The sequence below is a fragment of the Paenibacillus sp. WC2504 genome, from assembly GCF_052682475.1.
In genome coordinates this window covers 7,357,439-7,372,715 of sequence record NZ_JBQZFH010000001.1, presented here as the reverse complement: position 1 = coordinate 7,372,715, position 15,277 = coordinate 7,357,439, and the positions used below count along the sequence as shown (strand labels likewise).

Below are 15,277 nucleotides of genomic sequence, written 5' to 3'. Positions count from 1 at the left end.
TTTATACCATACCTCAATATGAAAAGTTTTAACGAGTCTAGCATGATTTTGAATCACACCCCATATAGTTGCAAGTAAGTGATCAGATTCATATCGGAGGTGTAGAGCTTGAACGAACAAGTAACGTTTCAAAAAATAAACCTGCAAATAGAGGGTATGACATGTGCAGCCTGCTCTGCGCGTATTGAGAAAGTGATTGGCAAAATGGCAGGCGTTCATGAAATTGCTGTCAATTTACCAATGGGAAGTGCGGCATTAGTGCTGGACGCAGGTACAGAGTTGAAAGGGGAAATTATTGAGCGTATTGAGAAACTGGGATATTCGGCTAGAAGCTTTGAAGAAGCGAGTGATTCTCAGCAAGCGATATTTGGCCTGGGAGCAAAACTAGTGATTTCGGCGTTATTAACACTTCCTCTTTTGTGGGCAATGGTTCGTCATTATACCATGACATCGAGCATATGGATTCCTGATCTATTTCTGGAACCATGGTTCCAGTGGCTGCTTGCTACGCCGGTTCAATTTGCAATAGGTGCTCCATTTTATTTTAACGCGTGGAAGGCAATAAAAAATAAAAGTGCGAATATGGATGTTCTTATCGTTCTTAGTACGACTTGCGCTTACATGTATAGTCATTACATGACAATACATATGCTTCGTTCGGGAGGAGCTGATCCGCATGCGGTCTATTTTGAGACAAGCGCCATGATTATTACTGCAGTGCTGCTTGGTAAGTGGTTGGAAGCTTCTGCGAAAGAAAGAAGTATGAAGACTATTCATCGACTGCGCCGCTTAAGTCCGCAAACGGTCACAATCATCAGAAATGAGAGGCAGTCAGAAGTCATATCGATAAAAGACGTCAACATTGGGGATATGCTTCTGATCCTGCCAGGTGAGATTGTTCCTGCGGATGGACGAGTTATTCGTGGCCGGTCAGCTGTTGATGAAGCATTCATTACGGGGGAATCGGTACCTGTCGAGAAACGTCAATACGATCGCCTGATAGGCGGTTCTGTTATTAGAGATGAAGCCATTACGATGCAAGTGACTGCTCTGGGATCTCAAACTGCGCTCGGCAAGATGATCCATTTGATGGAGGAAGCTCAAGGCTCGAAGGCTGAGATCGGACGTTATGTAGATCGAATTGCCGCTGTGTTCGTTCCTGCTGTTTTGGTGCTTGCCTTGCTGACATTGTGTATATGGTCTCTATGGCTTACTCCGGGGGATATCAAAGAGGCGTTATTCAAAGCGATAGCAGTGCTTGTAATTGCGTGCCCTTGCGCTTTAGGATTGGCGACGCCAACTTCAATACTGGTGGGCACAAGCCGTGCTCTGGAGTCGGGCATTTTATTTAAAGAAGGCAAGTATGTGGAACAATTGCAGCAAATCGACATCATTTTAATGGATAAAACAGGAACGCTTACCCATGGAACTCCCCGTGTGACAGACGTCATCACGGACCCGGGCCAGGAGCATCGTCTTCTTCGCATGCTTGCTGCTGCTGAGAATGGCATCGAACACCCTTATGCGAAAGCGATTATGAAGGAAGCCGCTCGGCGCGGACTTCAGGTTAAAGAGACATCCTCCTCACAAGCAATAACAGGTCTGGGTGTGAAGGCGCGAGTAGATGAACATGAGATTCTTATCGGTTCTAAAGCTTTTATGAATCAGGCTGAGATATCCATTCAGAGGTTTACGCACGTAACAGAACAGTTAGAGAGGGAAGGCAAGACGATGCTATTTGCAGCTGTGGACGGTGTGCCTGCGGGTGTAATCGCACTCATGGATACATTAAAAGCCTCTACACCTCAAGCTCTGCGAAGGTTGAAAAAAATGGGGATTGTTGTGGCTATGGTAACCGGCGATCACCGTAAAACAGCTAAAGCGATAGCTGAAAGAGCTGGCATAACAACGATATATTCGGAAATGCTGCCTCAGGATAAGGTTCATTTGGTAAGATCACTGCAGCAAAAAGGGAGACGTGTGGCTATGGTGGGTGATGGTGTGAATGATGCCCCTGCTTTAGCAGCTGCAGATATTGGTATTGCTGTTGGTACCGGTTCAGAGATCGCCAAGGACGCAGCGGATGTCAATTTGCTTCATAGCGATTTGGGAGGCGTTGCGGATGCCGTGGTGATGAGCCGTAAGATCATGCGCAATATTCGTCAAAACTTAATTTTTGCTTTAATGTACAATGTCTTGGCTATACCGCTTGCGTTCATGGGGCTGTTGACACCATGGATCGCTGGAACGGCTATGGCGCTAAGCTCCGTATCTGTTGTTACAAATGCGAGCAGACTGCAAAAAGCATCTTGGCGAAATTAAAATGCTTGATAGCTCTTTCGAGGCATTTTGAATGTTGCGTAAGGTGCAAAAAAATCCTCTGCGTATTTCCTATTGCGTAGAGGATTTTTTCTAAATAATCATGAGATTATGTACGGAGTGCTGCAAGAGATTTAGCAATATCAAGCCCATGAAGTCGTCCATCATCAGGTTTCGGATCTTGACCGTGATGATTACAGCAATAGACGCGGAAATGATCGAAGTAACATTCTAACCTGATGATAGGTTAGAATGTTCAATTGCTGTCTCAATACATCAGAACGATAATACCGCATCACTTCCAGCCGAGGAGGGCGTTCCTCCTCAGACAAAAAGGGAATTCCATCACGGAACCCCTTTTTTTATTTATCTTATTAAAGTCATTTTGTTGGGTTATTGACGATTGACAGAATAAGGAGATCGACATATGATGAAATTAATACATGAACATATAATCATATATTAACAGGTATTAAGGAGTATGATCTCTAATGTCTTCTAATTCATCTTGTTGCAACAACGGAGGTAATAAAAAGGACTTACATCATAGTCAGGGATGCGAAGGTACGCAAAATCAGGATAAAAAGCATGTTCATGACCACACACACGATCACACGCATGACCACACACATGATCATACACATGATCACGCTCATGAGCATCACCATGATCACGATCACCACCATGGTGATTCATGCTGTGGTAGCTCATTAGGTGATACGGTGAATCGAACAATTACACTTGAAGGTATGCATTGTGCGGATTGTGCAGTGAAGCTGGAGAAGTCCGTATCTCGCTTAGATGGAGTAAATCAGGTTTCTGTTAACTTTGCTATAGCTAAGATGAGTCTTGCTTATACAGAACCAATGGTTAATTTTGAGATTATTAAGAAACAAATTAATAATTTAGGATATGGTATTCAACAACAATCATCTGAGAATCAAGTTTCCGTCTTTCGAATAGATGGGATGGATTGTGCAGACTGCGCGCAAAAACTTGAGAAGAGAGTCGGCTCGCTTTCAGCTGTGAATCAGGTAACAGTTAACTATGGGGCTGCTAAGATGACTGTTGAGCATAATGGAACGGCCGATCAAAGCATACTACAAACGGTAAAGCAGGCTGGGTATACGGCCACAATAGATACGGGGAGTATAACTCGAACAACTGCCGAAGCAAGCTTCTGGAGGCGGAATAATAAAGTTCTTCCTACATTTTTATCTGGGTTATTATTTGCATTAGCATGGGTTCTAACATTTGGTGATCTCGTGAATCAGGTCTTCTCAACGGTCTTATATGCCGCGGCTATTGTTGTTGGTGGATTTCGGATTGCCAGGACAGGATTTTATGGTTTGAAGTCCCGTACAATTGGGATGGATCTACTCATGACTGTCGCAGCTGTTGGAGCTGCACTTATCGGGCAATGGGAGGAGGGTGCAGCGGTTGTATTTTTATTCTCATTGGGTGAAACATTAGAAGCTTACACAATGGATCGGACTAGGAAATCAATCCGTGGGCTGATGGATCTCTCTCCAAAAGAAGCCTTAGTTCGTAGAGATGGCCGCGAGTCCATGATTGCCATTGAAGATATTCAAATTGGTGATACCGTTATCATCAAACCTGGTGAGAAAATAGCGATGGACGGCGTCATTATCAAAGGTAATTCAACGATAAACCAAGCCCCAATCACTGGGGAATCAATTCCTGTGGAGAAAGCAAGAGGCGATGAAGTATTTGCAGGGACAATTAACCAACAGGGTTCACTAGAAGTTGAGGTAACGAAACTGTCTAAAGATAATACCTTATCTCGTATTATTAGTATGGTTGAAGATGCCCAAGCTCAAAAAGCTCCTTCTCAACGTTTTGTTGATGTTTTTTCTAAATATTATACGCCTGCCGTGTTAATTATTGCTGTGGGGATAGCCATTATTCCTCCTGTATTCTTTGGTCAGCCCTTTCAAACGTGGATTTATCGCTCACTCATGATGTTGGTTGTATCTTGCCCGTGTGCATTGGTGATTTCAACGCCGGTTTCAATAGTGTCTGCAATAGGAAACGCGGCAAGAAATGGCATTCTTATTAAGGGTGGGGCACATCTAGAAAGATTAGGGGCAGTTTCGGTTGTTGCCTTTGATAAAACAGGGACATTAACCGCAGGGATGCCGCAAGTAACTGTAGTAATCCCTTTGAATGGACGAAAAGAGGAAGAGGTTTTATCCATTGCAGCAGGAATTGAGTCTTCATCGGAGCACCCTGTTGCAGAGGCAATTGTTCGGCTCGCAGAACAAAAGGGTATTCGGATGAAGGAAACTTCATCGTTTAGTTCTGTTACTGGTCAAGGTGTCAAGGCTACAATTCTAGGCGAGGAATATTTTATCGGCAGTCCAAAATGGTTTGTTCACGATTTGAATGTGTCACTTGAAGAGATCAAGGCAAGAGTTCAACACTTAGAGCAACAAGGGCAAACAGTTATGGTCATGGGTACAAGTGAGCAAGCAATTGCAATTTTTGCTGTAGCGGATGAAGTTCGGCCAAATAGTAAGTCTACACTCGAACAGTTGAAAAGTATTGGGATTAAGAAGACAATCATGTTGACTGGAGACAATCGAGGAACAGCTCAAGCTGTAGCCACTAAGCTTGGGGAAATCGAGTATTATGCTGAGCTGCTTCCACAAGATAAGGTTTCTTCTATGAAAAAGTTAATGGCGGACTATGGTCATGTTGCTATGATTGGTGACGGAGTGAACGACGCTCCTGCCTTAGCTACAGCTACTGTCGGTATCGCAATGGGGGCAGCAGGTACAGATACGGCCTTAGAAACGGCAGACGTAGCTCTAATGGCAGATGATCTATCCAAGCTACCTTATGCAATAAGTTTAAGTCGGAGAGCATTGAAAATTATAAAGCAGAACATCGTTTTCTCCTTGTTAGTAAAAGTTGTTTTTCTTGTCATGATCTTTATGGGAACTTCAACTCTTTGGATGGCTGTATTAGCGGATACGGGGAGCTCACTCATTGTAATCGCTAATGGAATGAGACTACTTCGAAAAAAATCTGATTAACCTTGAAGTACTGAAAAGCATACCAATAAGAAAATTGTTCGAGGCAGTTCATTGCTTTGAACAATTTTTTATTTAGAAAAAGAAACGCCTAGCTCGTAAGCCAGCGTTTCCACATAAAGTTTAGCTATTTATGCTTCATGCTTCCAGGTAGTTGCTTTTCCTGTCTTAGGACAATTAGGGAAAGTATCACCTGCTTGGAGAACAACGTGTCCCCCATCACCATCAATATAATGCCCAGCTTCAGTTACCTTTTCACCCGTCTTGTGGCGATGATTTGGGTTTGCCATGCGGCATCACACTCCTTAGTTTATTGTGACACATAAATAAAGAACATGTATTCACAAAAAGTAATATTCCCATATCATTAATAAGATGAGCCTTCCAATTTTGGCCATATCCAAGAAGTACTAATAAGTCCATGAATAAGTTTAATAGAAGTAATGGGGCAAGCAATGTTTTGCCGTCTCAACAGTTCGGTGAAAATAAAGTTGTAGACTGACTGGGAATTAAACTATCGGAGGATTGTGTCATAATAATGAGGAGGACTCAGGCTAGAAAGGCTGGCTTTAACACTTCCTCGCACCATTTGATAAAGCTGGTGGGAGTGCGCTGCGCAGCACGCGACTCTTTATTGTAAATGCCCTGATCCTGGGCTGCGGCCATGTCGATCAGGCCCTGCGCCCATGCCTCAGTCATCCCGTACTGCATCATTGTCGCCTTATAATCCGCGCTAGGGATTTGCTGATAACGGACCGGCAGCTCTAACACCTGTGAAATGATCCTCGCCATGTCGTTGGGGGAAAGATCATCGGGACCGACTACCGAGACGCTATCCTGACCGGTCCAGGAGGTATCTAGCAGCAATTTGGCAGCTACATCGGCGATATCGCGGGTGGCACAGGTTGCGAGCTTGTGATCTCCGGAGTTAGCCATAAAGAACATGCCCTGATTCTTAATCGCATTGACCTGGTGGAGCAAGTTCTCCATGAAGAACGGCATGCGAAGTGCTCGGTAGTTTACTCTCGTGGTTTCGATAAGATCGTCCATAGCGAACGCAGGAGACAGCAGTCCGGCAGGGATGCCGAAATCGTGCCCCAGGCTCGAGATGCCAATCATGCGCTTAACGCCTTGGCTCTTGATCGCCTCGCACGCCGGCCGTGTGAAATTCAGGTAGTAACTCATGGGGTTCTCGGCACGTGAGTTAGGGGGAACCAACCATAGCACGCAGTCAGCGCCTTCGAACGCCTTGGTGACGACAGCGATATCGTCATGCGACCCCTGCACGACCTCGACGCGTTCACGCACACGCGGGGACAGACGGGATGGATCGCGGACGATCACACGGATTGCTTCTGAACTGTCAAAGATGTTGTCGAGGATAAGTTGGCCGATCTGGCCTGTGGGAGTGGTAACGACGATCATGAAATCCACCCCCAAGAGAGAGAGCCATTGACATTGGGTTCTCCAAATCTTTTTATTACTATTGCTATCATAGAAATCATCCTTTCTCGCGTTTTGCCCACCTAACATGGTTGATCTGAGTGGCCAACATTGAAATGCAACACTGTTGTTTACACATCAATTTCGTGTATATTACACTGTGAAATGAATGATAAACGGTTTGAGCGATCTGTACAATCAGCAAATGGTAGTTACCGTGGTATAAACAACAGCTGCGCGTTTTTGTTGTCTTAGTAAATTGAGGAGTGAAGGGAAACATGCCGATAAACGCAAACGATCCTCGCGTGAAGCGCACGCGTCAGTTATTGATGCAGTCCTTTATGGAACTGCTAATAGAAAAGAAGAATATCTACTCCATCTCAGTTCAAGACATTGCTGGTCGGGCGACTGTGAATCGAGCCACATTTTATGCGCACTTCGAAGATAAATTTGCGTTTCTTGAGTGTTGGATGAGGGAAAAATTTCAGAAGAAATTGAAAGAAGCTTTGCCGGATTCTTCAATATCGAATATGAGTAGTTTGCGAACCCTCCTTCTAGCCGTTTTTGATTTTCTTGCCCGTACTCGGCAGTACATGGCTTCAGAGGACCGTCAATTTGAACCGCTGTTTGAAATCGCGATGCAAAAAGAACTTTATCAACTCCTATTCGAATGGTTGAGTGAAGAGGCAGAATCCAAGGTCTCGCTAGAGATTGTACAAGCAACATCCCTCGTCACTAGTTGGGGCATATTTGGGTCTGCCGTTCAGTGGAGTCGAGATCCCCAGAATCGCACAGCGGAAGCGATGGTTCAAGACGTATTGGTAGTTGTGGCGGCGGGGCTGGCACCCGTAATGACATAAACCATCTGATGGATGTTAGTTCATATGAGCGTTAGATACATAATTTCGGTGATTTTCAGCTAGCAAATTTTGACCAACATAAACACATTATTTTAGGAGCACTGCGTTCAAGATAACGATGGAGAGTTTGCCAGAAACATCAAATGCTGAATTAAGCTAACATTAGAACGTTAGTTCAATAAAAACAGCGGTGGTCTAGAACTTTATTTTTCAGTTTTGGTCCACCGCTGTTCCATTTTTATAGTTAACCTACAGTTTTTAATGACAATTTCATTCGATTACATCACTACTTCTCGTAACCCAAAAAAGCAAAAATACGAGCGAAAACAGCACAATAACCGGCGCAGCGTATTGAATTAGAAAGTTTTCCATGAGTTTAACTTCCTTTCTTTATTAATTTGCCCTGTACATAATCAGCATCGAATAGGAATAAACGCATTAGTAAAAAGAGTGATGGGACTAGAATTACGATTCCTGCGATAAAGGCGATAACCAGTGCAGTCCCCATCGTTTGATTTGTGAAGTTTTCATGGATGGAGATGTAGGGAAATAAAATATACGGTAAATGGGCTTTGCCATAACCAAAAAAGGCAAAAGCAAATTGAAGTAACACAAACACGAATGATGTACCCAAATTCCTTTGGCTCCAAAGGAGAAAGACTGCAATCAAGAAGCATAGGAATGATGTTCCAAACATCCAGCCATGGGAAAGCATGTTGCTAAAATGTTCCGGGTTTTGTTGATTGATCGTGAAAAAAACAAGAAAACTTGCAAGGATCGTTGGCCCACTCCAAAAAAGGGCGTACCCACGTAAGATTTTAAATGCGGGCTTGTCTTCTGCTCTGTATGCATAATACGAAAGAAACATGGAAGAAATGTAAAGCACACTGACCAACGACAGTAAAATGACTGACCAAGTATAGGGGCTGCCAAGCAGGCTTTGCCAGTTAAGCAGAATCAACCCATTTTGCTCAATAATGATTCCACCTTCTGAAATGGTAAGTACCGTAGAGAGAGTTGCAGGAATGAGCAAGCCAGTTGCTCCATAGATGAGCATATACCATTTGTTATCCTTCGAACCGTAATTGCTAAAGGCATAGTATGCTCCTCGAATAGCAAGTAATATGATTGCTATACTGCCTGGAACGAGAAGCGCGGTACCATAATAACGTGCTGTTTCCGGGAAGAATCCAACCATTCCGATGTAGAAAAAAACCAAAAACACATTCGTTACTTCCCAAACAGGAGAAAGATAGCGCTCAATAATTTTATGAATGATATGCTGTTTCATTGTAATTACAGAATAGTAACTGAAGAAACCTGCACCGAAGTCAATGGATGCCACGATTAAATATCCGTATAAAAAAATCCATAAAACCGTTATTCCTATAACTTCAAGACTCATTTCTTTGTCCTCCCCCCGAAAATGCCAAGAGCCATTAATTCGTCTGAGACATCACTTTTTCCAAAGAGTTTGGATAACACTTTGACAGCGGTTAGTGCTAGTACGATATAAAGTAAACAAAAAAGTACTAGCATCATATCCACGTCTTGAGATGTAGTTGCAGCATCTGCAACCTTTAAATACCCACGTAAAATCCATGGTTGACGACCAACTTCAGCGTAAAACCATCCACATTGAATACCAAGCATGGAAAGGGGCCCGCAAACAACTATAATCGCTAATAGCCATTTAGGATAAGGTTTAACGGATCTTTTTCTTGAGTACCACAAATGAACAATAGCAACAACAATCACGAGCATACCTATACCAACCATAGCATCGAAAAAGTAATGAACATATAGAGGAGGACGAAGATCAGGGGGAATCTCATTAAGCCCTTTTACTTCAGATTTTGGAGTACCTCCTGCTAAAATGCTAAGTGCGTATGGAATTTTTAAAGCATATTTAATTTCATTACCATCAGTTAAAATACCACCCAGTATGAGCGGCGCATTGGCAGTGGTTTCGAAATGCCACTCTGCTGCAGCAAGTTTTTCAGGCTGATTTTGAGCTAGGAATTTCGCGGATAAATCACCAATAAGTGCTGTAGAAACAGCAAATACAAGGCCGGCAGTGACAGTCAATTTTAATGCCTTTTTAGCATATAAGATGTCTCCTTTTTTCTTAAGAAGAGAGTATGCTGCAATAGCTGCCAAGATAAATGCGCTTGTCATGTAAGCAGAGGAGAGCACATGCGCTACTTTGGTTGGCATAGAAGGGTTAAACATAGCTAATATCGGTTGTACATTAGTAATTAAGCCGTCTTTCAGTGAGAATCCTTGAGGCGTATTCATAAATGCATTTACAGTAGTTATAAAAAAAGCTGAAGCGGAGGAGCCAATGACAACAGGCACGAGTAGAAGGAGATGATGCATGGGTTTTAATCGTTCCCATGTATATAAGTAAATACCTAGGAATATAGCTTCAATGAAAAAAGCAAAGGTTTCTAGGAATAGTGGAAGCGCAATGGCCTGTCCGGCAATTTGCATAAATGTAGGCCACAATAAACTGAGTTGAAGACCGATTGCTGTACCGGTAACCACGCCAATAGCAACGGTGATAACGAAACCCCTGGCCCATCTTCGTGCTAATAATGTGTAGTAGGGGTCTTTGCGTTTAATGCCAGCGAGCTCAGCCAACATGATCATGACTGGAACACCAACGCCAATTGTAGCGAAAATGATGTGAAACGCCAATGTGGTCTCTGTTAGTAAGCGGCTATAAAACACGGAATCGTAGGTAGGCATGTAAAATCATCTCCTTTTCGTTTATCAAGGTTAAAAAAGCTTGCGAATAAATGAAACCAACATGACAATAGCAACACTGAACATGAGGTACATTAATTGCTTTTCATGTTTTCGAAATTGGCCCAAGTTGTATCACCCTCTGGTAAATTTTATTTCGTTATGGACTTAGTGTACTCTATAGTATGTGATTATTTTCACATAATGTGTGAATACGATTTGAACAAAGTTTTACAACTTTAATAACGAGAAAATGAACTTTATAAGAACAAAACAGTCCTGAGAATATACGTAAGAAAAAGAGTCGCTGTTTATAAATAAACAACGACTCATTTTCTATAATTTTATATTTTGCATTCAGCATGTTGGATATTTGCAGTTTCAATTTGAAAAGTTGTATGCTGTATTTTAAATTTCTTTTCTATTTCATGAATGGCTGACTGTAAAATAATCTGACTGTCTTTTGAATCAACAATTAAAATATGACAACTCAGAGAGTCAAGACCTGAAGTAATTGTCCATACATGCATATCGTGAACGTTAATAACTCCGTCAATGCTTTCTAGAGTCTTTTTAACTAGATCGGTATCAATGGTTACAGGTGTACCCTCCATTAGTATGTGTATGGCAGTGCGAATAACCCCCCATGCGCTTTTAAGGATAAGTATAGAGACGATTACACTGATAAAAGGATCGGCGATGTACCAATCGAAGAAAAGCATTAGTAATCCTGCAAGAATAGCGCCAACTGATCCTAAAGCATCTCCAATTACATGTAAATAAGCACTTCGAACATTGATGTTGTCCTTCACATCACTTTGTCTCATCAAAGCCCAAACGCTCAACAAATTCGCTAAGAGTCCAACTAAGGCAATTAATATCATAGACCCACTGGAAACGGTAGGTGGATCAAAGAACCGTGCTATGGCTTCCTTAATAATAAAAACAGCTATGATGAATAAGGCCAATCCATTGAACAGCGCGGCCAAAATTTCAAACCTGTAATAACCGAACGATTTTCGCGGAGAAGCTGGTCGGTTTGCGAACCACATAGCAACTAAGCTTAATGCCAAGGACACGGCATCACTTAACATATGTCCTGAATCAGAAAGAAGAGCCAAACTATTGGTAAGTAGCCCTCCGAAAAACTCCACGAACATGATACCACTTGTAAGAATGAGGGCAATAGCTAATCCCTTTTTGTTATTTGGTGCATGACTATGCCCAAATCCATGCCCATGATTGTGGTCATGATGGCTGTGTTCATGATCAGGATGGTTATGTCCCTGTTCATCATGTGAGTGACTGTGATTATACATCTAAACCCCTCCTACAACACATGATCAATTATTCATGCGATATTATATTTGAAAAAGTTTTAAATGGCAATAATATGAAGAGATAATGGTCAATAGTATTTCCAATTTCTCAATATACATAAGACTGCATGTTTCACGGCTATACAGCGGTAATAAGCAGAGATTTCTGTTATAATGAGTGTAAATCGTAAGTTTTATCATCAGAAAGTGAGAATGTTTATGGAAGATATATTGCCTAAAACCGTACAAGATCAATGTGATGACACTTGTAACGGAACTTCAAATATTGATGTCTTAAAAGATCAATTAATAAACGATCACACTGTTAATGGGTTAGCTGAAGTATTCAAGGCACTCGGGGATCCCACCAGATTGAAAATCATTCATACCTTATTGAATAAAGAGTTATGTGTTCAGGATATTGTACAAATTTTAGGAATGGGCCAGTCCGCGGTATCACATCAGCTAAGATATCTACGAAATCTTAGAATTGTTAAACGCCGTAAAGTTGGAAAGACCGTATATTACTCCTTGGATGATGAACATATTGAGCAAATTTTTGTGCAGATGCTTCAGCACGTGAAACACAACTAAAGGGGAGTTAGTCGTTTTCTGGGATCACTGGAGACTTTGATTATGGAGTTAATGTGGGATTCGAGGAAGATAATAAATATAAAAAAGAACCTCATTGACAGACAAAGCACTCCTCCCTATAATTTAAACAAACGTTTAATTAAAATGATCGTTTAAATTTAAATAGGAGTGGTAATTTTGAAACAAGCATTAGGCGCATTTTTTAAGCAAGGTACGACGAAAGTAGGAATCATAACAGCCATTATGTTTCAACTGTTATTCAGCTTGATCTGGATGACGGGTTATGCGGGCGTATCTGATAATACGAAAAATTTGAAGATCGCCATCGTCAATGAAGATCAGGGCATGGGAAGCACAGTGGCAAGCAATTTGAAGGCGAATCTGCCTTTTCAAACTGAGCAAATAGACTCAAATGACAAAGCGCAAGAAATGCTTAATAACCGTCAAGTGCAAATGGTTATACACATCTCATCCGATTTTACAAAAAAGCTGCAAACGCCGGGGCAAACGGCTCCGATTTCGTATACAATCAATGAGTCCAATCCCTCTATGATGAAACCCGTGATGCAGGCGGTAGCAGGCAATGTAACGGCAACTGTGAACGGGGAAGCAGTAGCTGCAGGAGCATCTGCCGTGCTTACTCAAATGGCTCCGAAACTACCGGCTGAGCAGGCGGGGCAAATTGCACAAGGGTTGGCGAATAAGGTAACCTCGGATATTCAGAGTACAAATAAAGTTAAAGACATGCCGAATCAAATGCTGCCTATGATGCTTGTGCTTGCTTCTATTGTAGGAACAATGATTATGGGGATGAACTTCAGCGTTTCCACGAAGATTCTCGGTGCATCGGTAAGTAAAAAGGGCAAATTAGCCGCACGTTTCACGCTGACCGTCATTGCTGCAGTAGTTGTTGGGCTTATCAGCGCGACGATGGTTGTTGCTTTGGGAGGACATGTAGAGAAAGGATTTATGGCATTATGGCTGTTTGAATCCTTATTCTTGCTTACGTTTGCGTGTGTTGCACAAATGTTTTTGACATTGTTTGGGAACGCAGGTATGCTATTTAACATCGCGATGTTATCCTTGCAATTGGTGTCTTCCGGGGCCATCGTGCCAAGGGAGCTTTTGTCGAACTTTTATCATTCTTTGAGCAATTTTTTCCCGGCCACGTATGCGGTTAACGGTCTGATGAATATTTTGTTCGGCGGTCCTGGTGTAACAAAAGAAGTAAGTTCTTTGCTCCTGATTGCCGTTATCGCATTAGCTATTGATTGTGTTGTTGTATTTATGAAAAAAGTAAAAGCAGCACCTGCTGCGAGACAGCTTTCACAAATCGCTTAACTTCTATATAAGGAGGGCGCTAAAGAATGGCACACCAAGATTCAGACATGAAGATAAAAATTGTACTCGCAGCAAAAAAATTATTCGCCGAGCATGGTTATGATGCTACAAGCGTTCGACAAATTTGTGAGGAAGCCGGGGCCAATGTGGCTCTGGTTTCCTATTATTTTGGTGGAAAAGAGAGCGTTTTCCATGAAATTTTCCATCAGTTTTTTCCCTCACATAAACTTTCCGGCCTGTTTGACATTGAAGATCCTGTAGAAGGAATTAAAGCGATTATCAAAGAAATTATTTTGATCCGGAGTAAAGACCCTCAAATGATTAGTCTGATTCAAATGGAAATTATAATGGCATCCCCGCGTATTGAGAAGATACGATCTCTCGTTTTTCCAGCATGGGAAAGGGTTAGATACTTGTTGGAAAAGGGGAGGCGCGAAGGCTGTTATCGCTTCGATTCCTTGGACAGTACGCTAATGTTTGTATTAGGTTCGATCTTTTTCTATAAGCAACGAGACTTCTTTGAGCCGCTTTTTTCGGAGCCGCGACCCGAGACGGGAACGATTATTCAGCAAACAACCACTTATGTGATGAACGCATTAGGCTATCAAAGTAAAGGGGAGTAAGGACTTATGGGTAAAAGGTATATTGTGTGTTTGGGTGAGCTTTTAATTGACTTCGTCCCTGAAGTAAATGGACAAGCTTTGGCGGACGTCACAAGCTTCCAGCGGGCGGCGGGCGGAGCACCCGCCAATGTGGCGGCGGCGGTCGCCAAACTCGGCGGCGACGCAAGGTTTATCGGCAAAATCGGCCGGGACCCCTTCGGCGATTTCCTCGTGCGCACGCTTGACGAAGTCGGCGTGCAGACGGCCGTTGTCCAGACCGATGAGGCGAAGACCGGTCTGGCTTTTGTTTCGCTGCGCGCGGACGGTGAGCGCGATTTCTTGTTTTTCCGCGACCCGGCGGCGGACATGCTCCTGCGCGCAGACGAAGTCCAGTCGCAGTGGCTGGAAGACGCAGCGGTCTATCATTTCGGCTCGGTATCCTTGATTGCCGAGCCTTGCCGCACCGCGACGCTGGACGCAGCGCGCCGTGCGAAAGATCTTGGCGCACTGGTGTCGTACGACCCCAATGTGCGCCTAGCGTTGTGGCCGAGCGCGGACGCGGCTCGGGCCGAGATCCTTGCGCAGCTTCCGCTTGCGGATGTGGTCAAAGTCAGCGAGGAGGAGATCGAATTCCTCCTCGGCGTGGACGCGACCACTGGGGCGCAGCAGCTGCTGCAGCGCGGGCCTAAAGTGATTATCATCACTTTAGGCCCTGAGGGCTGCCGCGTCGTGAGCGCGCGGCAGGATGTTGTCATCCCCGGCACCCGGGTGGCAGCCGTGGATACAACTGGCGCCGGCGACAGCTTCGTCGGCGGCATGCTCTTTCAGCTGGCGTCGCTGGGCGTGACGCCTGCGAACATCGTTGACGCGCTCGCTGAAGCCGGCGTCGCCGAGCGCGTTTTTGGCTTTGCCAACCGCGTGGGCGCTATCACGACTACGCGTCGCGGTGCGATTCCTGCGCTTCCAACGCTAGCGGAAGTGGAATAAATTTCATT

The 15,277-nt window shown here is 43.5% G+C and carries 13 protein-coding genes; 7 read left to right on the top strand and 6 right to left on the bottom strand.

What is annotated here, in order from left to right; all coding sequences use genetic code 11:
- The first annotated feature begins 108 nt into the window (after positions 1 to 108).
- The gene (locus tag ACUN27_RS33580) at positions 109 to 2,322 is read left to right on the top strand and encodes a heavy metal translocating P-type ATPase (RefSeq protein ID WP_445560345.1); all 2,214 of its coding nucleotides are present in this window, start codon (positions 109 to 111) and stop codon (positions 2,320 to 2,322) included.
- 488 nt (positions 2,323 to 2,810) lie between these two features.
- On the top strand, positions 2,811 to 5,378 hold the full coding sequence (locus ACUN27_RS33575; RefSeq protein WP_445560344.1) for a heavy metal translocating P-type ATPase: 2,568 nt from the start codon (positions 2,811 to 2,813) through the stop codon (positions 5,376 to 5,378).
- 128 nt (positions 5,379 to 5,506) lie between these two features.
- Here ACUN27_RS33575 and ACUN27_RS33570 read toward each other — a convergent pair whose 3' ends face one another.
- Both ACUN27_RS33570 and ACUN27_RS33565 read right to left on the bottom strand, forming a co-directional pair.
- Positions 5,507 to 5,665: a YjzC family protein gene (locus tag ACUN27_RS33570; protein WP_127457982.1), complete on the bottom strand. Its 159-nt coding sequence runs from the start codon at positions 5,663 to 5,665 to the stop codon at positions 5,507 to 5,509.
- A 259-nt stretch (positions 5,666 to 5,924) separates the two neighbouring features.
- Positions 5,925 to 6,800 (bottom strand): NmrA family NAD(P)-binding protein, encoded by an 876-nt coding sequence (locus ACUN27_RS33565; protein ID WP_445560343.1) that lies wholly within the window; start codon positions 6,798 to 6,800, stop codon positions 5,925 to 5,927.
- A 296-nt stretch (positions 6,801 to 7,096) separates the two neighbouring features.
- Between ACUN27_RS33565 and ACUN27_RS33560 the strand changes: the two genes are divergently transcribed.
- Positions 7,097 to 7,678: a TetR/AcrR family transcriptional regulator gene (locus ACUN27_RS33560; protein WP_445560342.1), complete on the top strand. Its 582-nt coding sequence runs from the start codon at positions 7,097 to 7,099 to the stop codon at positions 7,676 to 7,678.
- 270 nt (positions 7,679 to 7,948) lie between these two features.
- Here the strand turns inward: ACUN27_RS33560 and cydS are convergent, their stop codons facing one another.
- The 4 genes from cydS to ACUN27_RS33540 all read right to left on the bottom strand — a co-directional run bounded on the left by cydS (position 7,949) and on the right by ACUN27_RS33540 (position 11,745).
- On the bottom strand, positions 7,949 to 8,050 hold the full coding sequence (cydS, locus tag ACUN27_RS33555) for a cytochrome bd oxidase small subunit CydS (RefSeq protein WP_379173050.1): 102 nt from the start codon (positions 8,048 to 8,050) through the stop codon (positions 7,949 to 7,951).
- Between the two features lie 4 nt (positions 8,051 to 8,054).
- Positions 8,055 to 9,083, bottom strand: coding sequence for a cytochrome d ubiquinol oxidase subunit II (locus tag ACUN27_RS33550; protein WP_315955825.1), 1,029 nt, complete (start codon positions 9,081 to 9,083; stop codon positions 8,055 to 8,057).
- Positions 9,080 to 10,429 (bottom strand): cytochrome ubiquinol oxidase subunit I, encoded by a 1,350-nt coding sequence (locus tag ACUN27_RS33545; RefSeq protein ID WP_315955826.1) that lies wholly within the window; start codon positions 10,427 to 10,429, stop codon positions 9,080 to 9,082. The genes ACUN27_RS33550 and ACUN27_RS33545 overlap by 4 nt, the downstream gene beginning before the upstream one ends.
- 341 nt (positions 10,430 to 10,770) lie before the next feature.
- A complete protein-coding gene (locus tag ACUN27_RS33540) occupies positions 10,771 to 11,745 on the bottom strand; it encodes a cation diffusion facilitator family transporter (RefSeq protein ID WP_315955827.1) in 975 nt (324 codons plus the stop codon).
- A gap of 219 nt (positions 11,746 to 11,964) precedes the next feature.
- Here ACUN27_RS33540 and ACUN27_RS33535 point away from each other — a divergent pair, with 219 nt between their 5' ends.
- From ACUN27_RS33535 to ACUN27_RS33520, 4 genes are all read left to right on the top strand, one after another.
- A complete protein-coding gene (locus tag ACUN27_RS33535) occupies positions 11,965 to 12,339 on the top strand; it encodes an ArsR/SmtB family transcription factor (RefSeq protein ID WP_326062634.1) in 375 nt (124 codons plus the stop codon).
- A 177-nt stretch (positions 12,340 to 12,516) separates the two neighbouring features.
- Positions 12,517 to 13,680: a YhgE/Pip domain-containing protein gene (locus ACUN27_RS33530; protein WP_315955828.1), complete on the top strand. Its 1,164-nt coding sequence runs from the start codon at positions 12,517 to 12,519 to the stop codon at positions 13,678 to 13,680.
- Positions 13,681 to 13,706: 26 nt separating this feature from the next.
- Positions 13,707 to 14,303 carry a TetR family transcriptional regulator gene (locus tag ACUN27_RS33525; protein ID WP_315955829.1) on the top strand — a complete coding sequence of 199 codons (597 nt, stop codon included), beginning with the start codon at positions 13,707 to 13,709 and terminating at the stop codon, positions 14,301 to 14,303.
- Between the two features lie 6 nt (positions 14,304 to 14,309).
- Entirely contained in the window at positions 14,310 to 15,269 is a 960-nt protein-coding gene (locus ACUN27_RS33520) for a PfkB family carbohydrate kinase (RefSeq protein ID WP_315955830.1), read from the top strand.
- Positions 15,270 to 15,277: the final 8 nt, after the last annotated feature.